General features: G+C 68.3%; 20 protein-coding genes and 1 pseudogene. 6 read left to right on the forward strand and 15 right to left on the reverse strand.

The features are described 5' to 3' along the window. Positions 1-12 precede the first annotated feature (12 nt). From ACRWNM_RS31585 to ACRWNM_RS31615, 7 genes are all read right to left on the reverse strand, one after another. Positions 13-1,398, reverse strand: coding sequence for a cytochrome P450 (locus ACRWNM_RS31585; RefSeq protein ID WP_431971795.1), 1,386 nt, complete (start codon positions 1,396-1,398; stop codon positions 13-15). Beyond that, positions 1,395-3,116, reverse strand: coding sequence for a fatty acyl-AMP ligase (locus tag ACRWNM_RS31590; protein ID WP_431971796.1), 1,722 nt, complete (start codon positions 3,114-3,116; stop codon positions 1,395-1,397). The genes ACRWNM_RS31585 and ACRWNM_RS31590 overlap by 4 nt, the downstream gene beginning before the upstream one ends. Next, a complete protein-coding gene (locus ACRWNM_RS31595; RefSeq protein WP_431971797.1) occupies positions 3,113-3,364 on the reverse strand; it encodes an acyl carrier protein in 252 nt (83 codons plus the stop codon). Before ACRWNM_RS31595 ends, ACRWNM_RS31590 begins: the two co-directional genes overlap by 4 nt. Beyond that, the gene (locus tag ACRWNM_RS31600) at positions 3,361-4,206 is read right to left on the reverse strand and encodes a hypothetical protein (RefSeq protein ID WP_431971798.1); all 846 of its coding nucleotides are present in this window, start codon (positions 4,204-4,206) and stop codon (positions 3,361-3,363) included. The genes ACRWNM_RS31595 and ACRWNM_RS31600 overlap by 4 nt, the downstream gene beginning before the upstream one ends. Continuing rightward, positions 4,203-10,199 carry an aminotransferase class III-fold pyridoxal phosphate-dependent enzyme gene (locus ACRWNM_RS31605; RefSeq protein WP_431971799.1) on the reverse strand — a complete coding sequence of 1,999 codons (5,997 nt, stop codon included), beginning with the start codon at positions 10,197-10,199 and terminating at the stop codon, positions 4,203-4,205. The genes ACRWNM_RS31600 and ACRWNM_RS31605 overlap by 4 nt, the downstream gene beginning before the upstream one ends. Positions 10,200-10,203: 4 nt before the next feature. After that, positions 10,204-10,461: an acyl carrier protein gene (locus tag ACRWNM_RS31610; RefSeq protein WP_431971800.1), complete on the reverse strand. Its 258-nt coding sequence runs from the start codon at positions 10,459-10,461 to the stop codon at positions 10,204-10,206. A 968-nt stretch (positions 10,462-11,429) separates the two neighbouring features. After that, complete coding sequence (locus tag ACRWNM_RS31615) at positions 11,430-11,987, reverse strand: hypothetical protein (protein WP_431971801.1); 558 nt, start codon at positions 11,985-11,987, stop codon at positions 11,430-11,432. A 100-nt stretch (positions 11,988-12,087) separates the two neighbouring features. Between ACRWNM_RS31615 and ACRWNM_RS31620 the strand changes: the two genes are divergently transcribed. Then, positions 12,088-12,909, forward strand: coding sequence for a helix-turn-helix transcriptional regulator (locus ACRWNM_RS31620; protein ID WP_431971802.1), 822 nt, complete (start codon positions 12,088-12,090; stop codon positions 12,907-12,909). Between the two features lie 108 nt (positions 12,910-13,017). On the opposite strand, the gene ACRWNM_RS31625 is transcribed toward ACRWNM_RS31620, so the two are convergent. Both ACRWNM_RS31625 and ACRWNM_RS31630 read right to left on the reverse strand, forming a co-directional pair. Continuing rightward, positions 13,018-14,166 (reverse strand): NAD(P)/FAD-dependent oxidoreductase, encoded by a 1,149-nt coding sequence (locus ACRWNM_RS31625; protein ID WP_431971803.1) that lies wholly within the window; start codon positions 14,164-14,166, stop codon positions 13,018-13,020. 212 nt (positions 14,167-14,378) lie between these two features. Then, positions 14,379-14,984 carry a TetR/AcrR family transcriptional regulator gene (locus ACRWNM_RS31630; protein ID WP_431971804.1) on the reverse strand — a complete coding sequence of 202 codons (606 nt, stop codon included), beginning with the start codon at positions 14,982-14,984 and terminating at the stop codon, positions 14,379-14,381. A gap of 176 nt (positions 14,985-15,160) precedes the next feature. Here ACRWNM_RS31630 and ACRWNM_RS31635 point away from each other — a divergent pair, with 176 nt between their 5' ends. Further along, on the forward strand, positions 15,161-15,832 hold the full coding sequence (locus tag ACRWNM_RS31635; RefSeq protein WP_431971805.1) for a hypothetical protein: 672 nt from the start codon (positions 15,161-15,163) through the stop codon (positions 15,830-15,832). A 226-nt stretch (positions 15,833-16,058) separates the two neighbouring features. Here the strand turns inward: ACRWNM_RS31635 and ACRWNM_RS31640 are convergent, their stop codons facing one another. Beyond that, entirely contained in the window at positions 16,059-16,688 is a 630-nt protein-coding gene (locus ACRWNM_RS31640; protein WP_431971806.1) for an HAD family acid phosphatase, read from the reverse strand. An 82-nt stretch (positions 16,689-16,770) separates the two neighbouring features. Between ACRWNM_RS31640 and ACRWNM_RS31645 the strand changes: the two genes are divergently transcribed. Both ACRWNM_RS31645 and ACRWNM_RS31650 read left to right on the forward strand, forming a co-directional pair. Beyond that, positions 16,771-17,631 carry a hypothetical protein gene (locus ACRWNM_RS31645; RefSeq protein WP_431971807.1) on the forward strand — a complete coding sequence of 287 codons (861 nt, stop codon included), beginning with the start codon at positions 16,771-16,773 and terminating at the stop codon, positions 17,629-17,631. Between the two features lie 14 nt (positions 17,632-17,645). Then, on the forward strand, positions 17,646-17,852 hold the full coding sequence (locus tag ACRWNM_RS31650) for a hypothetical protein (RefSeq protein WP_431971808.1): 207 nt from the start codon (positions 17,646-17,648) through the stop codon (positions 17,850-17,852). A 53-nt stretch (positions 17,853-17,905) separates the two neighbouring features. On the opposite strand, the gene ACRWNM_RS31655 is transcribed toward ACRWNM_RS31650, so the two are convergent. Beyond that, the gene (locus tag ACRWNM_RS31655; RefSeq protein ID WP_431971809.1) at positions 17,906-18,628 is read right to left on the reverse strand and encodes a helix-turn-helix domain-containing protein; all 723 of its coding nucleotides are present in this window, start codon (positions 18,626-18,628) and stop codon (positions 17,906-17,908) included. Between the two features lie 146 nt (positions 18,629-18,774). Next, positions 18,775-19,995, reverse strand: a complete 1,221-nt coding sequence (locus ACRWNM_RS31660; RefSeq protein WP_431971810.1) for a PucR family transcriptional regulator — start codon at positions 19,993-19,995, stop codon at positions 18,775-18,777. A gap of 914 nt (positions 19,996-20,909) precedes the next feature. On the opposite strand from ACRWNM_RS31660, the gene ACRWNM_RS31665 reads away from it, so the two are divergent. After that, complete coding sequence (locus ACRWNM_RS31665) at positions 20,910-21,386, forward strand: HAD-IIIC family phosphatase (RefSeq protein ID WP_431971811.1); 477 nt, start codon at positions 20,910-20,912, stop codon at positions 21,384-21,386. 58 nt (positions 21,387-21,444) lie between these two features. Here ACRWNM_RS31665 and ACRWNM_RS31670 read toward each other — a convergent pair whose 3' ends face one another. Both ACRWNM_RS31670 and ACRWNM_RS31675 read right to left on the reverse strand, forming a co-directional pair. After that, positions 21,445-23,031, reverse strand: a complete 1,587-nt coding sequence (locus tag ACRWNM_RS31670; RefSeq protein ID WP_431971812.1) for a GMC family oxidoreductase — start codon at positions 23,029-23,031, stop codon at positions 21,445-21,447. 101 nt (positions 23,032-23,132) lie between these two features. Then, on the reverse strand, positions 23,133-24,572 hold the full coding sequence (locus tag ACRWNM_RS31675) for an MFS transporter (RefSeq protein WP_431971813.1): 1,440 nt from the start codon (positions 24,570-24,572) through the stop codon (positions 23,133-23,135). 74 nt (positions 24,573-24,646) lie between these two features. On the opposite strand from ACRWNM_RS31675, the pseudogene ACRWNM_RS31680 reads away from it, so the two are divergent. Continuing rightward, positions 24,647-24,850: pseudogene (locus tag ACRWNM_RS31680) on the forward strand (transcriptional regulator); the annotation flags it as partial. Between the two features lie 393 nt (positions 24,851-25,243). Here the strand turns inward: ACRWNM_RS31680 and ACRWNM_RS31685 are convergent. After that, complete coding sequence (locus tag ACRWNM_RS31685) at positions 25,244-25,819, reverse strand: hypothetical protein (protein ID WP_431971814.1); 576 nt, start codon at positions 25,817-25,819, stop codon at positions 25,244-25,246. Positions 25,820-25,948 lie beyond the last annotated feature (129 nt).

Below are 25,948 nucleotides of genomic sequence, written 5' to 3' on the forward strand. Positions count from 1 at the left end.
GGCCGATGACGCTCATCGGGCCGACTCCGCCAGTGCGCCGGCGGCCGAGGCCGCGGTCTCGCGCCGGGTGAGGCGCACCAGCACCGGGTCGGGCGTGTTGGAGATCTCCGGGTTCTCCCGCACCCGAAGGCCGTTGACCAGTTCGATGTCGTAGCGCGCCAGCAGCATCGCCAGACCGACGCGCAGTTCGGTCAGCGCCATGTGCTGGCCGACGCACAGGTGCGCGCCCCAGCCGAACGGGAAGTACCGGAACGGGGGACGAGACCTGGTGCGCTCCTTGGTGAATCGCTCCGGGTCGAAGGTCAGCGGCGAGTCCCAGAATTCGGGGAAGCGGTGGTTGACGAACGGGCTGATCACCACAATCGCCCCCGGCTCCAGGTCGAAACGGTCGAAACTGTCGGCCTCCAGCGCGGTGCGGCTGAATGCCCAGGCGGGCGGGTGCAGTCGCATCGCCTCGTCGATGGACCGGCCGGTCAGCTCCAGCGCGGGCAGCGCCCGCGCGATGCCGGTCTCGCCGAGCGCACCGTCGATCTCGGCCCGCACCCGATCCAGTACCGCCGGATTGCGGCACAGTTCGTAGACGGTCCAGGCCAGCGCGCCGCCGGTGGTCTCGTGCCCGGCCAGCAGGAAGGTGAGCACCTCGTGGCGCAGCTGTTCGTCGTCCATGGCGTGGCCCGCGTCGTCGCGCGCCGCGAGCAGCCGGCTGAGCAGCGAATCGGCCGCACCCGTCGCGGCGGCACGGTGCCCCTGGATGACGTCGTCGACCACCCGGTGCAGCCGGGTCAGCACGCCGTGGAAGCGCCGATTGGCGGGGGTGGGCACACTCGGCGGCAGCTGGATCGGCGCCGACATGTGGTTCATCACCCAGGAGACGCCCTCGCGCACGTCGTCCTCGATCTGCGGCAGCACACCGTCGATGTCGGCGCCCATGACCGCGCGGCACACCACGTCGGCCGCGAACCCCATTACCTCGGGCACCAGATCGAAGGCCGCGCCCTCGGCGGCCCGCGCGTCCAGCCGGTCCAGCATCCGCTGCGCGCAGGCGATCATCAGCGGGATCTCGGTGTCCACGTGCCTGCGCGCGAACGCCGGTTTGATCAACGCGCGCTGGCGTTTCCAGAGTTCGCCGCCGCTGGTCAGGAGACCGGGCCCGAGCAGGTAGTTCAGGCTCTGATAGCTGATGCCCTTGGCGTATTTCGCCGCATTCGTCACCAGCACCTGGTTGATGTGGTCCGGCTCGACCAGCAGGTGCAGCTGCTGGTGCACGAGGCGCAGCCGCACGCTGCCGCCGTGCGCGACGGCCTGCTCGTAGAACAGCGTGAGCGGGTCGGCGCGGTAGTCGAGGTAGGCGCCGAGCGGATGCCGCAGCGCCGGACCGGCGAGCGCGCGAGCCGTCATGCGCCGCCTCCCACGTCGACCAGTTCCGGTTCCCTTCGCTCGAGGAACAGGCGACGGGCTTCCGCGCGCTGCACCTTCCCGCTGGTGGTCTTGGGGATGCTGCGCGGCGGCACCACTCGGACGTCAGCGGCCAGCACCCCGGTCCGCTTGCTCACCGCGACGCGCACCGCGCGCCGCAGCGCGTCGTGTTCGTCAGGGGCGAGCGCGGTTTCGACGATGAGGTGCAGTTCCTCCGACAGACCCGCGGCATCGGCGTGCCCGACCGCCGCGACCCCGCCGAGCCGCACGCCGTCCACCTGTTCGGCGGCGATCTCGAAATCGGTGGGCAGGTAGTTCGCGCCGCGGATGATGATCAGGTCCTTCTGCCTGCCGGTGATGCGCAATTTGCCTGCACGCAGATACCCGATGTCGCCGGTGTCCCACCAGCCGTCGGCGCTCGCCGCCGCGGTGGCGTCGGGGAGCCGGAAGTAGCCGACGGTGGTCGACGGGCCGCGGAACTGGATGCGTCCGACCGTGTCCGGGCCGCACGGTACGCCGTCGCCGTCGACGACGCGCACCTCGGTGCCGAGCACCGGCTCGCCGCAGTCCACGATCTGCATCGCGTCCGGGTCGTCGTTCGGAACATCCAGCACCACACCGCTTCCGGTGAGCGCGCGACGGGAGACCGAGTCGTAGGCGATCGGAGCGTGCGGGCGCGCGACCGTCACGGCCAGCGAAGCCTCCGCCATACCGAAGCAGGGCACCAGCGCGTCCGGTGGAAGGCCCCACGCGCCGAAACGATCCACGAAGCGCTGCACGGTCGGCGGGTGGATCGGCTCCGCGCCGCAGAACAGGAACCGCCAGCTCGACAGATCCACCCCGGCCAATTCCTCGTCGGTCACCCGCGCCGCCGCGTAGCCGTAGGCGAAATTCGGTGCGGCGGTGAAAGTTCCGCCGTACTTGCTGACCGCGCGCAGCCAGTCGCCCGGGCTGCGCAGGAAGCGGCTCGGCGGCATCAGCACGGCATCGATGCCGCGGAACATGGGCGTGAGGAAGCCGCCGATCAGTCCCATGTCGTGGTGCAGCGGCAGCCAGCCCACCCAGGTGTCGCCCGGACCCATCGCCGCGGCGAGCGCGATCTGCTCACAGTTCGCGGCCAGATTGGCGTGGGTGATCTGCACCCCCTTCGGCGTGCCGGTAGAGCCCGAGGTGGCCTGAATGAAGGCGAGGTCACCGGGTTCGGGCAGGCGCGGCGTCAGCGCGGGCCCGTCCGGCGATCCGGCCACCGCGTGCAACGCCGCTCCGTCGATGCCGGTCGCCCCGGCCGGAAGCTGTGCCGCCGCCAGCACCGTCGCGCCCGCGACGACCGCCTTGGGCTCCAGGTAGGCGAGCAGCCGGTGGAACTTGTCGTAGAACAGCTCCGCCGAGCCGAACCCGCCCGGCGTCGCCACCGCCGTCGGCACCGCGCCGAGCGCCAAGGCGCCGAAGAACGCGGTGACGAACTCCGGGGAGGTGGGCAGCGACAGCACCACTCGATCCCCAGCCCGCACCCCGGCATCGGCCAGAGCGGCCGCGGCGCGTCCCGCGGCGAGCGCGAGATCATCGTGCCGCCAGGCGAATTCGTCATCCGTGCCGCGCTCCGGCACGAAAATGGTCGACGGGCCGTCGGCGCCGCGTTCGGCGTTCGCCAGCAGCGCGTGCACGATGCTCGGAAACCGTGGCGCCAGCGGGCCGGTCACGACTCTCCCCGCACGTAGGCGACGATCTCGGCGACCGTATTCAACTGTGCCGCAGCGTCTTCGGGAATCTCGACGTCGAAGGCCCGTTCCAGCTGAATGGTCAGCTCGATGGCGGTCGGCGAGTCCAGTCCGTAGTCGATCAACTGGGCGGCGGCGTCGATGTCGTCGGCCGCCACCCACAGCACCTCGCCGACGATGGCGCGCACCCGCGCCTCGATCTCGGCGGCGGTCTGGGTTCGTGCACTCATCCGAAGAGTTTTCCTTCCGTGACGCAGGCGCGGACGGACTCGTCCAGGTCGACGCCGTCGGCGGTATCGATGCGATGGAAGCTGACCTCCGGGTAGGCGGCGGCCAGGGTGTCGCGCACCCGGAGGTAGCCCTCACGCAGGGCGGTGAGGCGTTCCGCGGTCTCGTGCGCCTCCTTGACGCCGCCTGCGGAGCGCTCCGCGCAGCGGGCGGCCGCCTGCTCGGGCGGGACGTCGAGCCACAGCACGGCATCGGGCAAGGTGGTGCGGAACCGTGCCGCGAATCCCGCGACCGAGGCGGTGATCTCGCGGCCGACCAGGTCGGCGATCTCCGAGAGCAGCTGCCAGATATCGGGGGAGCTGCCGAGTCTGCTGGACTCGGAGTGCTGCCAGGCCAGGATGTCGTCGAAGGTGCCGGGGCGGTGTCGCTCGAGCACCGCGGCGATCTCGGCTTCGCGATCGTGGCCGTTCCACTCGGGGCGAGCGAGTGCCACGTACAGCGGGCCGTAGACCAGCAGCTCGATGAGCGGATGCCGCTCGAAGACGAGGACATCCGGCGCCCAAGTGTCCAGGAAGTGCCGCTCCACCGGACCGAACAGCGTCATCTGCAAGTACATGGCCGTGGCCTTCATCTCCAGGCTGGAGATCTCGTCGCATCCGACGCTGAATGCCTTGAGCTGCTTGGACAGATCGGTGAGCGGGACGTCACGGGTGTTGTGGAAGTCCGGGCAGGTCATCGAAGCGAACGCGGCGTGATCACCGGCCGGGGCCAGCTCGCGCAGCCGCGCCATGACCGAGGACTTGCCGGCGCCGTCGATGCCGACGATGGCGACGCGTCGGGTCATCGGTCGTCCTCCTGCAGCTGGGCCAGCACGGCCTTGGTGATCGCGGCGGGCGCGTCGGTGCCGTCGAGACGGACCCAAGCCAGCTCCTCGGCCAGCTCCTCCAGCGCGTCGTGGCTGCGCTGCTGGAAGTCGAGGAACGCCTTCTCGTCCCCGTAGCCGCTCTCGTAGTCGCTGCGCAACTGCTTGCGCCCCAACGCGTCCTGCGGGCTGACGGTCAGATAGAAGGTGCGGTCCGGCTCCGGGAAGCCCGCCGTGAGCTTGCGCAGCACCGCGGGGTCACCGCCGTGCGCGACCTCGGTGGCGTAGTACTTGTACCAGTACGCGTTCGCGAGGACGATGTCGACGCCGCGCGCGGCGGCCAGGTCGAACGAGAGCTGCATGGCGTGGAACAGGAAGTGCGCGCGGCTCAGCGGCGTGAGCAACTTCAGGTAGCCGTAGATCTCCGAGGGGCTGTTCCACGGCAGTTTCGAGGAGACCTTCGGATCCAGGAAGGCATCCCAGATCGTGACCGCGGCGACGCTGTGTCCTTGAGTTTCGAACTCCGCGGCGATCCGCGCCACCTGGGTGGTCTTGCCCGAGCCGTCGCCCCCCGCGATACAGATCAGGCGTTTGCGTGCGGTCAGTGGTTCATCCCTTCTCGGCGCCGGGCGCGGAGACGCCGGGCGGGTTGGTTCTTCGCGGGGTGCGACGACTTCGGCGGGAGCTTGCGCCTCGGCCGCTGTCGCCGACTCGGATTCGGTTACGCTGTCGTCTTTTTCGGATCCGGCGGGCGCGGAGTCACCCGTCTCGGCCTTGGGCGACGCGCCGGTCTCGGCTGCTGGGGTGGCTACCGCCGCATCGACCTGCGCCGTCGCCGTGTCGAGCACGCTGATCACGCCGGCGCTGCCGTCGACCCGGATCCGCTGGCCCGAGCGCACGGCGGTCGTCGCGCCGGCGACGTTCAGCACCGCGGGAATCCCGTACTCGCGCCCGATGACAGCGGCGTGCGACAGCATTCCGCCCACCTCGGTGACGACTGCGGCCACCAGGCCGAGGGCCGGGGTCCAGCCCGGGTCGGTGAAACGGGTGACCAGAATGTCGCCTTCGCGCAGCTGATCGATATCGGCCAGCGAGGTGATCACTCGTGCGGTGCCCTCGGCGATGCCCGGGCTGCAGCCGAGTCCGGTGAGATCGCCTTCGCCGATCTCGCGCACCGCCCCCACCGTGACTCCGCCGCCGAGTTCGTGCGGCGGCGTCAGATCCCGGTATCCGGCGTATACCGCACGGCGATAAGCGATTCGGGGGGCCAGCTCGGCGATCTCGACGCGACCCGCGACCAGATCGCTCAGCTCGTGGATGCTGAGCTGGAACGCGTCGTCGGCGTACTCGAGGGTGCCCGCCGCGGCCAGCCGGGCGCCCGCCTCCACGACGTAGGCTCGCACGATCGCGTAGCACTGCGAGGAGAATTCCCGCATCCGTTCGCGGGCGACGAGGTAGCGCCGCATCCGCTCGACGTGCTTGTCGACGGACTTAGCGAACTTGACGCGAGTCCTGGTCTTGGCCCGAACCCGGCCGCGCAGCGCGGCCAGCTCGGCCTCGTAGCGCTTGCGCTGCTCCACCAGGGTCACGTCCGGATCGGCGGGCGCGGTGCGGTGTTCGAGCATGACCGCGATCATCGAGCGCACCCGCTCGGGCTCCTCGGACCAGCGGGGGCAGGTCAGATCCAGCTCGGCGTCGGCGTGGAAGCCCTGCTCGGTGACGAATTCCGCCAGCGCCCTTTCCCATTCGACGCTGTCGAGCCCGTGTTCGCTCGCCACCCGGTGCAATGCGACGATGCCGCGCTGCATCTGCATGTGGCTGATCTCGGCGAGACCGCCCATCAGGTCGATGGCCGAGGTCGAACCCTCCGTCGCGGCGTCGACCTTGTCCAGCAGCTGCTTGAAGTCGGTCTGCACGCTCGAGTTGTTGTAGATGGTGGTGAAGTAGGTGCGTTCGGTGAACGCGTGAAAGGTGAGCAGGCAGTCGGTCAGATCGGTGGCGAAGGTGGCGTCATCGGTCTGCGACAGGACACCTACCCGGTCGCGCCAGAGCGCGTGCTTCGCGGGCCATTCCACCGCGAAGGCGTCCACCGCGGCCAGCTGGTCGCGATAGCTTCGCTGGACCGCCAGTGCCGCGGGCAGCGCCTTGGCGATGGTCTTGGCGGAGGTCGGGGTGCGGTGCGGCCCCTCGGGGCCGTAGTCGTTGAGCACGCCGAGGTCGTCGTCGAAGTGCTGCTCGTCGAAGCCGGGAATCTTGAAGAAGCAGTTCTTCACCGCGCTGACATTCCAGTAGGCGCGGCCGTAGTACATGGCCATCCAGTCCGGTTCCACGCCGGGATCGGCGAGCTTCAACCGTTCGAAGAACTGCTGCATCGAATGCTGAAAAGCGTTGTCGTACAGCGAGAACATCATCGGCGTGCAGACGCGCGCCGAGACGCCCCCGTCGCGCAGGTCCGCATCGGAGAACTGATCGATATCGGTCCGCCAGGTGATCGCGGTGATGGCGCGCGCCTGCAGCAGCCACAGCTTGCCCTCGGCGTCGATCGCCCACTCGATGTCCTGCGGGCGGTGCCGGTGCGCCTGCACGGCCAGCATCAATGCGGCCAGCTCGGCGGTGGCGGCCGGCTCCAGCTCGATATCCTCGCCGCCCGCGTCCCGCTCGAGTACCGCGCCGTCGAACAGGCGCAGGGTGTACCGCGTCGGGGTCACTTGACCCGAGACCAGTCGTTCGCCCAGACCGGCGCAGCATTCGACGACCGCGTTTTCCTCGATGCCGGTGAGCGCGTCGATGCTGAAACCCACACCGGCATACCGGGCGTCGACCATCCGCTGCACCAGCACCGCCACCGTGGCCTTCGCCTCGGTGTAGCCGTGCTTGGCCAGGTAGGTGCGGACCCGGTCGTTGTGCACAGAGGCGCGGCACTGTCCGATGTAGTCGCGCAGCGCCGAGACGTCGGTGATGTCCAGATAGGACTCGTACTGTCCGGCGAAGCTGGCGTCGTCGAGATCCTCCAGCACACCGCTGGAGCGAGCGGCGACCGGGAATCCGCCCAGCGTCCGCACCCAGCGGGCCAGGTCGTCGTCGCCGACCGTGTCGAGATCGAGGTCGGCGGGCACCACGAAGCCGGGCGGCACCTCGAAGCCCGCGGCGATCAGTTCGTGCAGGGTGCCGGCCTTGCCGCCGGCTCGCTCGGGAGCGAAATCCGCCGCGCCGAGGAACATCGGCGCGGGTGTCGGGCTGTCGGACACGGTAGTGGCTCCTGTCGGAAGCAGAACCGGGCGCACCTCGTGACGAGCCGCGAGTTCGCGGGCGGCGTGCACGCCCGCGACGGTCAGTCCGCCGTACGACGGACTCGCGGTGCCGGGCTCGAAGCCGAGCAGCACGGTCTCGGCCATACAGGCGTAGACCACGCCGGGAGGCAATCCGGTTTCGGGGAAGGGGGGTGTCTGGCCGAGCGGCAGCGTCATGCGCCCACCGGAGACCAGGGTGATGTTCGGGCGCTCGGCGACGGCGGGATCCACGTCGCCGGGGACCGCCAGATCGCATACCAGCACCGGATGATCCGCGGCCAGCAGATCCGCGGTGACGAGCGGGAGCGCGGAATTGGTCGCGGTGAGCACGACGTGGCAGTCCCGCAGCGCGGCCAGGTCCTCGCTGACCTCGATCACGGCAGGCGCGGCCGAGGTGAGCCGGTCCGCGACCCGGCGCAGGCGTCCGGCCGAGCCCGGCCGTCCCACCAGCGTGATCGCCTCGGCGTGCGGCGCGATCATCTCCGCCATGACCGCGCCGATGTTGCCGAGCGCGCCGAGGATGCCGACGCGCCGTCGCCCCGGTTCGAGCCGGGCGAGCTCACCGACCACCACGTCGTAGGCGCAGGCGGCGGTGAGGGAATTGCCCGAGGTCACCGTGACCGCGTCCTCCACCACATCGCGGGAGGCGTTGGTGACGATAGAGGTGTACCCGCCGAGCCCGATCACGGTGGCGCCCAGCGCGATCGCCTGTTCGACGGCCTCCAGCACCAAGTCGCGCGGCCAGGCGCGGTGGCCGGACCGCTGGCATTCGACGATCTGTTCGGCGGAGATCGGCACCGCGATCAGGCAGACCTCGACCGTGGCGCCGGTGGGGGAGCTGATCAGCTGCCTGGTCAGCTCGAAGGGTTCGGCCACTCCGCGCAGGCGCTCGAACAGCGCGGCGAACTGCGCGTCCGACCACTCGGCCAGTTCCGGCGCGAACCGGCGCAGATCGGCAGGTTCCGGCAGATTCGCGAGGAAGACCACCCGGTTCGGCGCGTCGTAATCCCGCGCCACCTTGGCGGAGCGCCGCTCGGGCAGCGGCTTGCGCTCCGGCACTTGCCAATTCGTGGTCACGGGTGTCGTCAGGTGAGCCAGCAGCGTGGCCATGTCGCCGCGGTGCAGCAGCTCGGCCAGCTCGTCCAAGGCGGATTCCAGGCGGGCCAGCTCGGACTCCGCAAGGAATGCCGACGGCTGCAACCGCAAGGTGGTGGGCGCGGACAGCGTGGGCAGCATCCGGATCCGGTGGGTGTGCAGCAGGTAGCCCGCCACCACGTAGCCGAACATGTCCGGGTCACAGATCTCGCGCAGCAGCGCCGATTCGGGCGCGGGCGGGATCAGTTCGATGCCCTGCAGCAGTCCCCGGCCGCGCACGCCCGCCAGCACTCGCGGCCAGCGCCGCGTGACCGCCTCCAGCCGCGACCGCAGTCGTGCGCCGGTATCGCTGATCCGGATCTGGTTGTCGCGCAACAGATCCAGCGCGGCTTCCGCGACCGCGCAGGACAACTCGTCGTCGGCGAAGGTGGAGGTGTGGTATCGGCCGAAATCCGACACCGACGTGGCGCGGTCGACCAACAGCGCCGAGATCTTCACCAGGCCGCCGCCGAGCGATTTGGACAGCAGGTAGTAGTCCGCGGCCACACCCGACGGCGCCGACGCCAGGAAGGTGCCGGTGCGGCCCATGCCGGATTGGATCTCGTCGAAAACCAATGCGGCCGTGTGCCGGTCGGCCAGTTCACGCAGGGCGCGCAGCGTCTCGGCAGGCACCTCGCGGACCCCGCCCTCGCCCTGGATGGGTTCGGCGAAGATCGCCGCGATCGGCGAGACCGACGTCTGCGACAACACCGGCCGTCCGGCGGCGTTCACGCTGATCCGGCCCACCGGCCGCAGCTCCTGCGCGAAGGCGGCGGATACCTCCTCGGGCGTCCAGGTGTCGAGTTTGCGCCGCTCGGGGCCGGGCACGATCAGGTCCGCGGGCGTATCGGCCTGCTCGGTGAGCGCGAAGGCGCCCGCCGTCTTGCCGTGGAAGGCGTTCGCCAGCGAAACGAAGACGGGGCCCCGCCGTTCGATCTCCTCGACGACGCGCAGCGAGTCTTCGAGAATCGCTGCCGCCGAGCGTGTTTCGTCGTCTTTCTGATCGGCCGCGGTTCTGGTGACCGGACGCACCGCGTGCAGTCCGTCGCGGCGCAGCTGCCGAAGCGTGCGGCGCAGTTCGTCGCGCAACTCGGCCAGTCTGCGCGCGTGCGCGACGGCCGCGTGCCTGATGGCGGCCTCGACCGCGTCGGCGCCGGTGGACCCGAACGTCACCACGTACTCGCGTCCCGTGCTCGCCCCGACCAGGTCGGAAAGCCGATGTGCCAGAAGCGAAGCGCCCGGCCGGACACTGCCCTGTGAGACGAACGGAGTCTGCTGGTTCAACCGTGCGGTGGCCACGCGGACCAGCGCCGGATGGTTGTGCCCGAACAATGCCGCGCCGAAGCCGCCGACCATGTCGAGCACCCGTGTACCGTCCGCGCGGATCAGATGGTCGCCCTCGGCGCCGACGTACACCACGTCCAGGTGACAGGCGCGCAGCAGCCGCGCCAGTCCGGGTCGGTTGTGCCGCGCGAAGTCGTCGAACAACTGCGACGCCTCGACATCCATTCCGGTCGAGGAGATTTCGTGGTCTTGTGCTCTGGGAGCCATGCGGTTATGCCCCGATCCCGGCGCGGTGGCTCGTCTTGTTCGTCACGCACTCGATCACGTCACGCGCGGTGTGCAGCTCGGAGGCCTCCTCGTCGGAGATCTGCACGTCGAACGCGCGCTCCAGTTCGATGATGATCTCGGCCGACCGGACCGAATCCAAGCCATAATCCAGCAACGGCGTATCGAGGTCGATTTCGTCGACACGCAAACCGCTGCGAAACAGCTCTCGGACGCGTTCGGACACCGTGTTCGGGGCGGTCATTCCAGACCTCCGACCGGGCTCGCGCCCGTTGCGCCCGGGAGCTCCTCGATCTCGACCGCGGTGTTTGCCGACACCGTCGAGTACCTGCCTTTTCCCTGGTCAGTGCCGGATGCGGCGACAGCCGAGCCGGTGATCACTTGCCTTCCGATATCGACAACCAAAACTGTTACGCCTCATATCTCGTCACCCTGCACGACTGTCACCGTGCACAGTCGTGCGTTCGACCAATCTCTACACCGCTGATGTGGGCGCTGCAATGCGAAAAGCACTGTCCTACAGTGCATCTCATGCATCGGCAATCTCATGGCTAATGGGCTTCGATTGTTGTGAGCGCAACGTGGCGTCGCCCCGGGAAAATGGGGCATGACGGCATGGTGTCTCGGACAATGAATTCTGCGATTTCTGGTTACAGGTACTCCGTCGGGTGGTGGTCGCGGAGCGGGTTGGAGGAGTTTTCGGAAAGTTCGCTGTTCACGATCGGTTTACCGAATAGATAAAACCGACCCATTGGTACTTTTCGATTGAATCGGGCCATACCAGATTTCGGTGACGAATTCCATACTTGCCAGAAAATTTTTCACTCCGTACAGATGGCGCCGGGTGCTATTGCGCAGCGTGGCAAACTTTTTCGAGTTCTCGAGAATGTGACCGCTCTCATTGCAAGCAGGTAGTGGAATCGGCTATGTGGGGCATCACATCGTTTCCGAGAGTCGATCTTCCGGAGCGCGAGGGATCCCACCGCAGCGCGAACCTCTCCGCTCGGTCGGCTTGCCGTCGCGTCGAGAATTTGGTTCAGTTGGGGGACTGATCATTTGGTACTCGTGCTGGGGGTGCGGCGGGGTGGAGTCGGTAGGCATGGTGGCCGGGGGCGTGGTGTGGCTTCGACCGATGTTGCTGTGGCACATGGTCGTTGTCGACGGCTCGTCGGGTAACCGAGGTGGGGTGGTGGCGGGTCCGGATTGCCCGCACTAATTGCTCGGCCTCACCCAACGGCGTATCGCGTCGATGGTGGTTTCCGGTGAAGTGTTGAAGCAGAACCGCACGCCAGGGGATATCTGGTTGACGGCGTTGACTATTCGTTCGAGCACGAGGGTGTGCTCGAGCGCGCCGCGGATCCCGGCGCCGATCATCACGACGCCGAACGATCTGTCGGTGGCGCACTCTCGCAGCACGGCTTCGGCGGCGTCGGGTTCCGCGGGGACGAGGCATGACACGAGGTCGAACCCGGCGTCGCGCAGCGCCTGCTCGCCCGCGGCGATCCGCGCTGTCAGCGTGGCCTCGTCCAAGCCGGGAATCCGGCTGTAGTCGAGAGCGCCGGGATGCAGGCCGATCGACAGCACGGTGCTGGAGATTCCGGACTCGTTCACTGGCTCGGTTCCTTTCGGTGTCACGGCGAAACCGATCACGCTCAGCGTCGCCAGCAGGGCCACGGCGGCTCCGATCAACGGCATTCGTCGGTTCGTTCGGCCGTCGGGTGCGGCCTCGGCTCGGTCGTGCGCCGTCCGGGCGGTTGTCGTGCCTGTCATGTTCGCAGCGTCGTGGACCGTGCGCCCGGCCACCAGGACCGCCCGGGCATGGGACGGGCGGTACCACCCCGGGCGGTGGATCGCGCGGCACGATAGGAGTATGGACAGAGCCGAATTGGCCGCCGTGCTGCGCACCGCACGCGCCAGGGTCGAACCGGTCGAAGTCGGCCTCCCCGCCGGATCACGTCGGCAGGTGCCGGGGTTGCGGCGGGAGGAGGTCGCGCAGCTGGCGGGCGTCAGCGTCGACTACGTGGTGCGGCTCGAGCAGGGGCGCGGACCGAAACCGTCCACGCAGGTCCTGGGTGCGCTGACCCGAGCGCTGCGACTCGGCGACGACGACCGCAACCTGGTCTTCCGGCTCGCGGGCTCCGAACCGCCGCACGCCGGGCGTGTCCCGATGCAGGTGCGCCCCAGCGTGCTTCGGATCCTCGACCGCATGTCCGACCTGCCCGCGCTGGTGCTGTCCGCCACCTCCGACGTGCTGGCCTGGAACCCGCTCGCCGACGCGCTCCTCGGCGATTTCTCCGCGCTGCCCCCGACGCGGCGCAACCTCATTCGTGAACGGTTCCTCGGCGACGGTGTCGGCCGGGTGCGGCTGTCCGACGAAGACGAGGAGCGGACCGCTGCCCATTGCGTCGGCTGTCTGCGCACCGCGCGAGCCCGCTACCCCGGCGACCCCGGCGTTGCCCGCCTCATCACCGAACTGCGTTCCGGCAGCGTGCGATTCGACGAGCTGTGGCGTGCCGGACAGGCGGGCACGATCAGCGCGACCACCCTCACCATCGAACACCCCGCGCTCGGCAGGCTCACTCTCGACTGCGACACGCTGCTGGTGCCGGAGGTCGACCAAACCGTCGTGGTCTACTCCGCCGCACCCGGCACGCCGGAGGCTGCCGCCCTGGACCTGTTGCGCGTCACATGAGGAAGGGGTGCTGACGACACGGCCGCGTCCTGCGAGCCCGAGTTCCGCCGGCGCCTGGCGCGAAACTCACCCTGTGACACCCGTCGTCGCGTGCGGCGCGCCTGTTCGCTAGGGCCGGTGGTTCGAGCCCGGGAACCAGCGGTCCAGCCGAGCGGCGGCCGAGGCGGCCTTCTCGCGCGCGAGTTCCTCGGAGGGCGCGGAGAACGGCGCGACCGGCGCGGGGCCCGACAGAAAATCCGCGTCGACCTTGCCGACCAGGCCGCCCCCGAACTCGATATGACACACGCCGCGACCTCGGTACCGTTCGGACCAGTCGGACCCGTGCACCGTCGCCGCGATCGCAGCGGCGACGGTATGGGCGGCGTCCTCGGCGAACACTCCCGCTCGCGGGACCGGGGCATCGGCGCAGTCGCCGAGCGCGTAGACGCCCGGGTACGGCGTCTCGAGGGTGTGCGGGTCGACGGCGATCCAGCCGTCCGTGCCGCCTTCGGTCAGCCCGGACGCCGCCACGACGGCGGGCACCCGGTGCTTCGGGATTCCGATGAACAGGTCGTAGGGGAGATCGCCAATGCGGGTCACCGCCACGTGGCGGCTCGGATCGAGAGCGTGGACCAGTCGGCCCGGCGAGTACTGGATGCCGCGGTTGTTCAGTGCCTCGACGAGCGCGGCGGAGGTGTCGGCCGAGACCGGGATCGGTGAGTCCATCGGGCTGATCATGTGAATGCGCGCGTCGACACCGCGCCCGGCAAGCTTCTCGTGCAGGAGCATCGCACCCTCGTAGGGCGCGGGCGGGCACTTGAACGGGACGCTGAGAATGGCGAGGAGCACGTCGCCGCCCTCGAAGTTCGCCAGCCGGTCGCGCAATCGGCACGCGCCCTCGATCGAGTAGTACTCGTATCCGTCTTCGACGAATCCGGGGGTCGCGGTGAGGTCGTATTCGGCCCCGAGCGCCACGACGAGAATGTCGGGTTCGTACTCGGACCGATCGGTGACGACGCGGCGGGTCCGCGGATCGATCGAGGTCACCTCCTCGCGGCGGAACTCGACCCCCGGATGGGCGAGGTCCGCGTACGGAACACGGACGCGCTCCGGCGGAACATCCCGGAAGAGGATCTCGAGTTTGGCGAAGCCGAAGGTGAAGGAGTCGTTCCGGTCGATCAGCACGATCCGGACCTGGTCGTCGGCCAGTGCATGCGACAGGCGGCTGGCCAACTCCAGCCCGCCGAATCCGGCACCGAGAATGAGCACGGTTCGCATGCGCTCATTGTGCTCCCGGTTGCCACGCGTTCGCTGACGAACCGGGGTTTGCGGTCGCATCCGGCCGCCGTGCGGATGCCCCACCAGGCGGTCGATTCGCCTGCCGAGGATGCTGTGTCGTAGCGGCAAGCGGTGCGAGTGCCGGCGCCGAGCCGCGCGGCGGCGGTGCCAAGGCCTTGATAAGCCCTCGGTCGAGAGATCAGGAGACGAGATCAGTCGCTCGAGTCGGAGCCGTAGAGCGCGGACATCCAGATGTTGTAGAGAACGTCCACAACTATTCGCGGGTCGGTGCGGGGTTCGCGTCCGAGGGCTTCCGACAGGTAGCGCTCGTCCATCCACACCAGAGCGCGGGCGGTCTCGTCCGCGTCGAGCGCTTCCGCGGTCCGTCCTCGAGCCTGTTCTTCTCGGATGTGGCGCGCGATGGCGTCGATGAGTCGCTGAACGAGTGCGCGGTAGGCGATTTCGACCTTTTCGTCGCTTCCGGAGGCGTCGGACAGCGCGCGTAGCACCGGGCCGTGGCGGACATAGACGTCGGCCAATCCCTCGAAGGCGGCTCGCGCATCGTTGCGCAGGTCGTTGCCTTGCATCCACCGGTTGGTCATCTCGAAGATCTCGCGGCCGACGTCCTGCACGACGCGCAGGGCGAGGTCGTGCCGGTCCCGGAAGTGCACGTAGAACGCCGGCCGTTTGAGGCCGGTGCGGCTCATGACCGTCTCGACGTTCATCTCGCGGAACGGCCGTTCGCGCAGAAGCTGTTCTGCGGCGTGCAAGATCTCCTGCTCGGACTCTCGCGGATCATGCTTCGGACGTCGGGCCATTGCTACATCGTACGCGACAAACCGAAAAGTTACTTTGTGTCATTGACATATAGTAAGTAAATCGGTGTGGTCCGTTTCATGGTTGATCGAAGTGTTTGCATTGATCGAAGTTCTGATATCGGCCGACGCCAGTGATGAGGTTCCGGCGGTGGGTGGCGGGGCCTAGGCTGACGATCGTGATTCGGGCGGTCTTTGTCATCCCGTTGCTGTGCTGGTTGCTCGCGGCGCGCACGCCGCGCAGCCGGAAGAGGGTGGGCGTGATCCTGGCGGTGATCGCCGCGGCGGAGTTCGCGGTCAGTCTCGGATGGGTGCTGCCTGCTGGGACGATCACGGTGATGGTGCTGTTGGTGACGCTGAATGTGGCTGTCGCGGTATGGGGATTCGTATCCGACCGTGCGGAGACCGCCGAATTGTCGGTGCTGAACCGTATCGGGCGAACGCTGGTGATCGGGTACTGCGTTCTGAGCGTGCTCTGCACGGCCCTCACGGTCGGCGTCATGAAGGGACAGCGGGCCTCGGTGCCGTCCAACGACGCGCTGCTGCCGCTGCCCGAGGGGTTGACCGTGTTGGCGAACACGGACCGGGGTTGCGGCGGGAACTCCTCGACAATCTGTATGCGCGCCTTCGAGATCGGGACCGCGGGCACGGTGCCCGCCGAGGAGGTCAGCGACCGCGTGCGTAGTCACCTCGGGTGGCGGCACGGGTGGTCGCTGTACCACGGGCGCGACGGCGGCTGGTCCGGTTGCCGCGACGAGGGCTGGGTCTTCGATCGAAACAACGTGTGCGTGAGCGTGTTCGACCGCCCTGGCCGGACCGTCGTCTGGTTCGAGAGCGTCGCCTACAACTGACCGCGCCACAGCGCCCGCGGCCCGAGGGGGCCGCGGGCGCGGACTGTGCGGCGCGGACTGTGCGGCGCGGACTGTGCGGCGCGGACTGTACGGCGCGGACTGTGCGGCGCGGACTGTACGATCTCGCACAGCGCGCGGGCTCGGCGATGGGCACGCACGCGGACCGTAGGGCTCCCGCCTCACCGATCTTGTTCGCGGCCACCACCTTTGCGGTCTCTCCTGTCCGTCAGGAGAGCTTGCCGTTGTAGTCGGGCAGTTTGAAGGTCTTCTCGGCATGTCCGCCCGCGAGATCCGAAGGGCTGTTTCCGATGTTCGCGACGATCGTGTACCCGTCGCCCTCGATGTCTATGCGGGCGTTGGTCTTGTATTCCTCGAGCCCCACCGAGCCCGCGGACAGCGTGGTGAGCGGGCTTCCGTAGAGCCCATCCACCGGGTAATCGACGGCGGTCAGATTGGTTTGGGTGTACAGGTTCATCAGCGCGGGACGACCGGTGACGAAAATGATTGCCGCACCTTGCGATTTGGCCCATCGGACCAGCTGCAGAATGGGCGCGATGGCCGGAGTGATGGGGCCCGGGTTGTACTGGGTTTCCAGCGAGGTGTTGTCGATGTCGAGGACGATGGCCGGGCGGGTCGCCCCGGGCAGCCGTCCGGCCAGATAGTCCTTGGCCTGCGCGGCGACCGTCTGCACCTCGGTGATCCACTGCGAATACGGGGGAAGGCCGCCACCGGAGAGCGACGACGAGCCGGTGCCGCCGGAGAGCGACGACGAGCCGGTGTCGGCTTGGGCGACGGACAGCGGTGCGGCGACCGTGATGGTGATGCCGAGGGCGATACCTGCAACAGAGCGTCTCATGACCAGGGGACGTTATCGCGCACGAAACAGACGCGCATGTGTTTCACATCGTGCGGCGTGGAATATCCCGCTCAGTGGGACGGTGGTCGTCGAAGTCGTCGAACGCTACGCCGACGTGGTACGGCTTGTCGGTGATGCGCCGACGAGTGACGTGCCGGGGCACATCACAATCCGGCGCGATCCGGCGACCTCGACGTTGTACCCAGCCTCGATTACGTTGGCGACGTACTGGATTCGAACGCGCCTGTGGGGAGGGGCGCGGTGGACCGGATTTCCGAAGCGCTGGGTGAATGCGACGTGGACCGGCGGGCACACGGCCACTTACGAATACCGGCTGCGCGGGTTCGAAAGCTATGTCTTCCGGTTCGATAGCGGCGCGCTGACAGTGGATCCGGCCGAACCCGGCCCGATCGATGTCTACCTGAGCATCGAACCGGTTACCGCGCTGCTGTTGAACTACGGACGGATCGGCCAAGTCCGGCCTGCGCTGAATGGCCGCGTGCTGGCTTGGGGTCGCAAAACCCTGTCTGGCTCCGGGCTTTTCGCGTCGCTTCCTATCGGCTTGATCGGCATTCCACGGCGAGCGTGCCTAGCCCCTGCGCGAATTGACAGCCACAGTGTGGTTTCCCGATGTCTGTCCTTCGTTCTGGTCTCGTATCCGACGCAGAGCTTGGAGGTCGTTCGCTGCTTCCGGCACATCCATTTCTGCGCGCAGCATCAGAGCCTGGATGCGTGTAGGTGGACCGCGTCGGAAACGTCCGACCGAACGATTCGAAAACAACTGTCGGCGCGATCTGAAGATGACCCCGGCGAGTCGCCTGGCTACGTGAATCGCACGCACCGCAGCTCTTCCCACCACCCGTTCCGTCAATCGGACCAATCCCTTGTGAAAGCCCCTCCGAAAGCGGCTGATGGTTCTGTCCGGGTCGGGCAGGCAGCATGAGAGCGAGGTCCCCAATGAGCATGAAGTTGTGCGGGATAGCGGCCGCCTTCGCTGTCGCACCCGCCATCGCCCTCGGCGCGGGCGTCGCCACCGCCGAGTCACCCACCGTTCCTATGGCGGAGCAGCGGCACGAAGTCATGAACAACTTCTTCGCGCCGGTGTGCCTGCCGACGCTATTGCCCAGCATCAACGCCACGGGATTCTTGATCTGTCTGGCGTAATGCCGGGAGCGTGCCGGCCCGCGTCCAAGTCGCGCCGCGCGCTCGCCGCAATCTCACCGCAGGCGCTGCGCGATCCGATCGGCCGTGTGCAAGACGAGATCCGAGAGCCCCGGCGGCGGGCAGGGCGTCAGGGTCAGGACGGCGACGACCGCCGGTCGATGCATGCCGTCGCTCAGCAGCGGCGCCGCCACGCAACTCATTTCGGGAACGCCCTCGTGGTGGACCGAGATGGCGAATCCGCGGTCGCGCAGGGAGATCGGCAGCCGATGCGACCGCCTCGCCGTGAGCGTCGCCGGGGTGACGGGCTTGTGGTCGGCGACGAGCAGGACGTGCCAGGCCGCGGCGAGCGGCGCGAAGGTCTCCGTCAGGTCCGGCGGCAGTATCCAGCAGTGGGCGCCGCGGGCGGCGGCGGTCACCAATCGACCTTTGCCCCCGTACAGCGCGTAGACGGCGGCCGCGTCCGCCGGACCGACCAGCGCGCGCACGGGATCGGCGGCGGCCTGGCTCAGCAGCGGATCCGGCTGCCAGCAGCGTCCGAGCTGGGCGGCGAGAGGGCCGATGAAGTAGCGCTGATCGATCTGCTGAATGGCCCCGACCGAGACGAGCTGCTCGGCGATGCGGTGGGTGGTGGTCTTGGCGAGTCCGGCGTTCCGGGCCAGCTCGCTCAGCCCGAGTCCGTCGTCGGCCCGGCTCAAGACATCGAGCACAGCGAACGCCCGATCCAGCACACCCTGCTTGTCGTCGCCGCCCGCGACGAGCTCGCGCACATCCGGCATGGAGATAGTGTGCACGCCCCGCCCGGGTTTTCTCATGAGTAGCGGGCTACCCGAAATCGTCCTTTGCTCCGCTTGCGGCGCGACCGGGAACCGTTGCGGAATCGCAACCGGACATTCCCAGCCGCGCCGGGTCGTGAACCCCTGGCTCAGGGAGTGCGGTAGGTGCGCGCCACCAGCGCCGAACGCAGATACCAGAGCCCGGAGGGCTGGGATGGATCGAAACCGGTGAGCTGCCCGATTCGTTTGAGCCGGTAGTCGACGGTGTTCGTGTGCACGTGCAGCACGCGGGCGGTGCGCTGGCGGTTGAGGTTGTTGGCGATGTGCCGCTGCAATGTCTCCAGCAGCTCCGGGTGTTCGTCGAGCGGGTCGAGCAGCGAACCGAGGTATTCCCGGCCCGGGCCAGGGCGGGTCAGCTGGTATTCCAGCGCCAGCTCGTCGAAGCGGTAGAGACCGGCCACCGCTTGCAGGCGCTGCACCATGTCGAGCAGTTCGTGCGCCTGGTCGGCGGCGTTGGGTATCTGTTCCGGCGTTGCCTCGACCAGGGTGGCGGTGATGCCGACCTGGGCGGCCCGGGACAGCTCGGTGATCAGCGCGTCCAACTGCCCTTTGTCGAACGCGACGGACGGTATGAGGATGGTGCCGCCGTCCACGCTGAGCAACGACAGCGCGCTGCTGCCGCACCGGGTGGCCAGTTCGGCCTGGACGCGGCGCAGTTTGCGCCTGGCCACCACCTGCCCGTCCACGGCCGGGTTGCGTTCGTCGCGGTGCTGCGGGATCGCGACCGCGACGACCGCGTACAAGGCAGCGATGGCGATGCCGCACTCGCGCGCCATGGTGGAGGTGCTGTGTCCGCCGAGCAGCGCGGAGGTGAGGGTGTGCACGGCGGTGTGGTGCTCGCTGACCACGGCGCGCAGTTCGCGGACGTAGGCGACCGAGATCGCCGAGGTGATCTGGTCGAGCATTTCCACGACCATCTTCGCGCCGTCGACGAGGTTGCCGTAGTCCTTGGTCGAGGCGTTGGAGACCACCAGATCCAGGCCGATCTTGAAGCCCTCGTGAATCGAGTGATGGATGGTGTCGATCGGCACGCCCTCGCGCGCCCAGCCCGCCGCGGCGTCCTGCAGCCGCTGCAATTTGGCGGGAATGTCCCGTCCGTCGAGCATGCTGACCGCGAACTCGAGGCAGACCCGGGTGATGGTGGTGACGTCGCCGCTGATGGCGTCGCCCGGTAGCGTGCCGCAGGGGACCACGTTCTCGACGAAGTGTCCGACCATCTGGCGCGATAGGCTCCGGACATCCTGCAACGGCGAAGACATCGGTCGGCCGGACAGAGTCAAACTCGGTCTGGCCCCACTGTCGACGGTCATTGGCGACTCCTTCCGCCCCCGGGGGGAAATTGCTGTGCGGCGCATTCACATTAACCGCATGATCAATGGCGCGGAACGATTCGTCGGGTTCTGTGAGATCACGACGGCGCCGAAATCGGACCCTTGTGAGCGCTCACAGGTCATGGGGCGTTGGGGTCCGGGGGGAATGCGGACCGAGGCTTTTGCTGGTCATTTGTTCAGTTTACTTTTCGTTCGGAAACCGGTCCGGAGACCCATCTTTCGCGCAATTAGTGGAGTATCGACGAGTCAAAGTTGCGCTGAAATCGTCTGGGACGCTATGAGTGTCAACTCCCCTTCGGCGAGGCGTTGCGCGGTGCGATCGACCTCCTCCGAGTGACCTCGAGGGCGAGCCCGAGTCAGGCTGACCGACAGGTGGTTACACCCCGCCAGGGAGCGTGGTGTGCAGGCGTGTCGCGAGCGTGCCGAATGATCCATGCCGGGCGAGGATCCGGGGCGCGCGTTGCCTGCGCCGACGGAGTTACTCGCCGGTCGCTCGCCCGCGGCGGGTGGCACGAAGCGCGGGCCCGCACGCACTCTCGCGCCGCCGCCGCAAGCGAGCGTCTGCGAGGGCCTTGCGGCAGGCGGAATTCCGGCGCGACCCGCACAACTGCACGGCATGCCAAACGAGCGCTTGGCCGGGCATCGGAGGGAACCATCGAGCCGACGGACCCAGGGCGACAGAGTTGTTCGCGGGCTGGGAGCGCTGACGGTTTGCCAGATCGGATCGAGTGGCGCTTCGGCGGCCTGGCGGTAGTATCACCCGGGCCGGACCGGCCACCCAGGAACCTGGGGCTTGCCCGGCACGTGCCGTGCCCCGGATGGTTGCAGTACTCCCGTCTGCCGGGCGCGCCACGGCAGGGAAGGCAGCGATGACGAACCGATAGGGGCAGGCGATGAGACCGGCTCTGAGATGTCTTGTCTGGGAACTGGACAACACGTTGTGGGACGGTGTCGTGTGCGACGCGACGAGCGGCGCACCGCGGCCCGCGTCCCTGCGCACGTTGCGGGCGCTGACCGACCGCGGCATCTGGCACGCCGTGGCGAGCCGAAGCGACCGCAACCTCACGCTGGAGCTGTTGTACCGGCACGGCGTCTACGAGATGTTCTCCGCGCTCGAGATCGGGTGGGGCCGCAAGTCGGCCAGCATCGTGCGGATCGCCCGAACCCTGGGCCTGAGCCTGGACACCATCGCGTTCGTCGACGACGAGCCGGTGGAGCGGGCCGAGGTGTCCCGCGCGCTGCCGCAGGTGCGTTGCTACGCGGCCCGCAACATCGATGTGCTGACCGCGCTGCCCGACTTCAAGCCGGTGCTCGGCACCGGCCCGACCCCCACGCCGCCGCTCGGCTTCGACCGCGTGCCCGTCTTCTAGCGCCGCCGCCCGCGTCCGGTTTCGCGGAACCCGGACGCGGCGGCCGAGCGATGTGAGGTCAGGACTCCCGCAGGAACTTGGCGGCCTGCTCGCCGACGAACACGCTCGGCGCGTGCGTGTGTCCACGAATCAGCAGCGGCATCACCGAGGCGTCGGCCACCCGAAGTCCTTGCACGCCACGGACCTCGAGTCGCGGCGTCACCACGCTGGCCGGGTCGGTGCCCATCCGGCAGGTGCCGATCGGGTGATACAGGGTGTGCGAGTAGCCGTTGATCGCCAGTTCGAGGGTGGCCTCGAGCTCGTCGGGCGCGTTCGGCGGGTAGATGAGGCTGCCAAGCAACGCCTTCAGCGCGGGCGCGTCGGCGATCCTCGCGCAAGTGCGCAGGCCTGCCATCAGGGCGGCGCGGTCGGCGCCCGCGGAGTCGGAGAGGTAGCGAGGATCGATGACCGGCTTGGCCGTGGGATCGGCCGACCCGAGCGCGATCCGCCCTCGGCTGTGCGGGCGCAGCAGCACCGTCGCCAGGATCATGCCGTGCTCGGTCGGATCGATGAGGCCCTCGTAGTAGAACGGGGCGGGTGCGTAGACCAGCTCCAAGTCGGGCAGTTCCAGCTCGGGCTTGGACCGGACGAAGCCGTAGGCCTCGCCGATATTGGAGGTGAGCATGCCGCGGTGGCGCAGCAGGTAGTCGAGCAGCTGCCGCGGCTTCTTGTCGGCGTTGAACAGCGAGTCTTCCACCCCGTAGCCGATGCCCGCGACCAGGTGATCCTGCAGGTTCGCCCCGACATCCGGCGCGTGCGCCACCACCGCGATGCCGTGGCGACCCAGTTCGTCGCCATCGCCGATGCCGGAGAGCATGAGCAGCTGCGGGCTGTTGATCGCGCCGCCGCACAGCACCACTTCGCGGCGGGCGGTGACGGTGTGGGTCTCACCGTTCTGCCGGTACTCGACGCCGACGGCCCGTTTGCCCTCGAAAATCACCCGGGTGGCGAGGGCCTCGCTGTGCACGGTGAGGTTGGCGCGCCGCAGTGCCGGACGCAGGTACGCGTCGGCAGTGCTCCACCGCCTGCCGTTGTGCTGGGTCACCATGGTCTGAGTGAAACCGTCGGGCTGCGGCCGATTCGGCGCCTCGACGGTGAATCCCGACTCCTGCGCCGCCGTCAGGAACGCCGCCGTGGAGGGGCGCGGGCTGCGCTGGTGCGAGACGTACAACGGTCCGGCGGTGCCCTCGTCGGGGTACTGCGCGTCCTCGACGTTCTCGATCCGGCGGAACTGTTCGACCGCGGCGGCGAATCCCCACTCCGCACCGGCAAGCAGCGCCCACTCGTCGTAGTCGGCGCGGAAGCCGCGCACCCACATCATGGCGTTCATCGAGGACGACCCGCCGTACGTGCGCCCGCGCGGCCAGTACACCTGCCGGTTGTCGAGCTCCGGCTGCGGCTCGGTCAGATAGTCCCAATCCAGTTCGGAGCGAAACAGTTTCGCGAAGGCCGCCGGAATATGGGCGAACTTGTCCTTGTCCGGCGGGCCCGCCTCCAGCACCACCACCTGGGTTCCGGAATCCTCGCTGAGCCGGTTGGCGATCACCGCACCCGCCGAACCCGATCCGACGATCACGTAGTCGGCCGAGAGCTGCCCTGCTGCCACTGTCCACTCCGATCTGCACCCTTACGGCAAAGATACGGCCAACGAGCCCGCCCCGGCCCGGTTTCGCGCAGACGCCGACCGCGCCGGACGGACTCTCGGCCTCACCGTGCCGCGCGGGCCGAGAACGCGGCCGCGAGCAGCACCGTCACCCCCTCCGCCGTGCCGGTCACGCCGAGCGCCCGCGCCGCGGACAGCGTGGACGCGCCCGCGAGGCTCAGGAACACGGTTCCGAAGGAGGCGATGCCAACGACGATACCCAGTTGGACGTGCGTGACGAGAATTCCGCTGGCGTCGGCGGCCACCGCGCGGGGAACGTTCGCCAGCGTGCGGGTCATCAGCGGTGTGAAGGCGAGGCCGAAACCCATTCCCATCAGTCCGAAGACGACCAGGGCGACCGGTCCCGGCTCGGCGCCGTCGCGCAGCATCGCCGCGAGCGCCGTCATGGTCGCGGCGCCGAGGACCAGTGCGAGCGGAACCATCGCGCGGTGGAAGCGCCCCGGGACGCGCTGCCAGTTCAGGCTCGCGACGGCGAAGGCGGCCCCCATCGGCACGAACACCAGTCCCGCGTGCAGCGCGGTGTAGCCGAGCGTGTTCTGCAGGTGGATGGCCATGACGAACATCCAGCCGCCAAAGGTCGCCATCACCACCAACAGTGTCGCCGCGGTGAGCAGCAGGCCCGGTGCGCGCAGCGCCTCCCGCGCGAACAGCGGCGCACCGCCGCGACGGGCCACGTGGCGTTCGACCAACACGAACGCGACGGCGCCGAACACGCTGGCGCCCAAGGCGATCCATGTCCACCTCGGCCAGTCTTGTTCGCCGCCGAGCACCAGCGGCACCACGAGCAGCAGGACCGACACGGTGAGCACGGTGAGCCCGGCCAGATCGAGCTTCCGGTCGAAACGCGGTCCGTCGGACGGCAGTACGCGCGGCGCGAGTACCAGCAGCACGGCGCCGACGGGCACGTTCACGAGGAAGACACCCCGCCAGCCGCTGCCGAAGAGATCGGCGTCCACGATCAGTCCGCCCAGCACCTGGCCGACGACCACGCCGCCCGAGATGATGGCGGAGTACACGCTCAGCGCCTTGGCCCTGGCCTGCCCGCTGAAGTCCCGCTGGATGAGGGTCATCACCTGCGGAATCATCGCCGCAGCCCCCGCACCCTGGATGAAGCGGAACACGATGAGCGACACCGCGTTCCAGGCTAGCCCGCAGGCCAGCGAGGCGACAGTGAACAGCGCGAGACCCGCGATGAAGGCGCGCCGCTGGGTGAAGCGGTCGCCCAAGCGGGCTCCGGTGACCAGCAGCACCGCGTAGGCGATCACGTAGCCGGCGACGATCAGCTGGAGCGCGGATCCGCTGGTGCCCAGCCCCGAACGGATCGACGGGATGGCGACATTGACGATGGAAGCGTCGAGCACGGCCATGAACTGACCGGTGAGGATGATGGCGAGGATGGCCGCGGCGCGCCACGCACCGCGCGCCGCGGCGGCCGTGTCGGCAAGGTCTGGGTCATGCGATCGAGCTTGCGCGCTCGCCGACACCGGTAACAGGAGCCCGATAAAACTAGTACTGGCACCACCTGGATAAGCCGGGCGCGATCGGCGACGATCACTGTATGACCGATGCGGTGGATGCTCGCGCCCTGCGCAAGGCCCGGCGAAACGAACTGGGAGCCTTCCTCAAATCGCGGCGGGCCCGCATCTCGCCCGGGGATGTCGGCCTGCCGCCCGGCCCGCGTCGTCGCACTCCAGGACTGCGCCGCGAGGAGGTGGCGCAACTGTCCGGTGTCGGCGTCACCTGGTACACCTGGTTGAACCAGGCATAAGGGGTCGCTATGTAGCGCGCACGGTTCGCGGAAGTTGGCTGTGGCGGCGGGGTGGGAAGTTTCTGCGGCTCGACGGACAGCAGCCGTTCTGTTGTCGTATGTAGCGCACCCTGCTGGCCAGGGCGGCCGGGGCTAAGGGCTGTGAAATCGTTAACGGTAGCCAAATAGAGATGCTCCCAAAGAGTTTGGCATGGGTCTATGTCGCTGTGCGCATCTGACAATGTCATCGTGTGGGTGATCGTGAGCCTGCCGACAAGATCGAGTGCGTCGAGGGGGCTGCGGCGAGCACGATGATCGTGAGCGCCCGTCGCACGTGCGGACGTCGACCCGCAACAGTTCCAGTTCCAACGAGGTGCCGTCGGGCGGTTGAACCGGAATCGTGCAGAGTCAGTACTGCTTACGTACGGACTGCAGCAGCGACCACGCGGCGTCGACGGCGGCGCGGGCGTCGCGGTTGCGGCGGTGAGCCTGCTGCTCTAGCGCTTGTATACGGCCGAGCTCGCGAGCGGTGTCTTGTCGGCGCAGTTCGGCCAGCCAGTGACGATGACGCGCGACGCGTTCGTCAGTGAGATACTCGGCGGTGATAGCAGCGAGCAGGTCGACCATGAGCTCTCGCTCCGTGCCCGTAGTCGTGGTGATCGGGTGGCCCAGATGCACTGTCAGGTAACCGGGTTCGCCGAGGCTGATCGCGCGCGTGGGGCTCGTGCGCCCGGTCCACTCGGGATTGAACTGCACCGTGGCGCGCGGGTTGCCCATCTGCTGGTCATCGATGGTTAGGCCGAAGAATCGGAACACCACCATGGGTCGGCGTTGGGCGAACCCGTCCCCAAACACCTGATGTTCGGCCATGTCGGTGAATACCAGCCCGTGCACGGGGGCGGCGTCGGTGGCCGAAAGGGTATAGGCGGCACCGTGCTCGGTGCAGTTGGTGTGGGTGCTGAGAGTGAATGTTGCTATGGGCATGACAGATCCAGTTGTCTCTCCAAGGAAGGGGGTGCTCAGTTAACGGGCGGTGTCGGGCCAGCTCGGACGGGTGAACGCGTGCGGGATCTCGGTGACCAAGGCCCGGATAGAACTGCGGCGTGCAAGGGC

It is taken from the genome of Nocardia sp. bgisy134, assembly GCF_965341865.1.
Lineage (GTDB): Bacteria > Actinomycetota > Actinomycetes > Mycobacteriales > Mycobacteriaceae > Nocardia.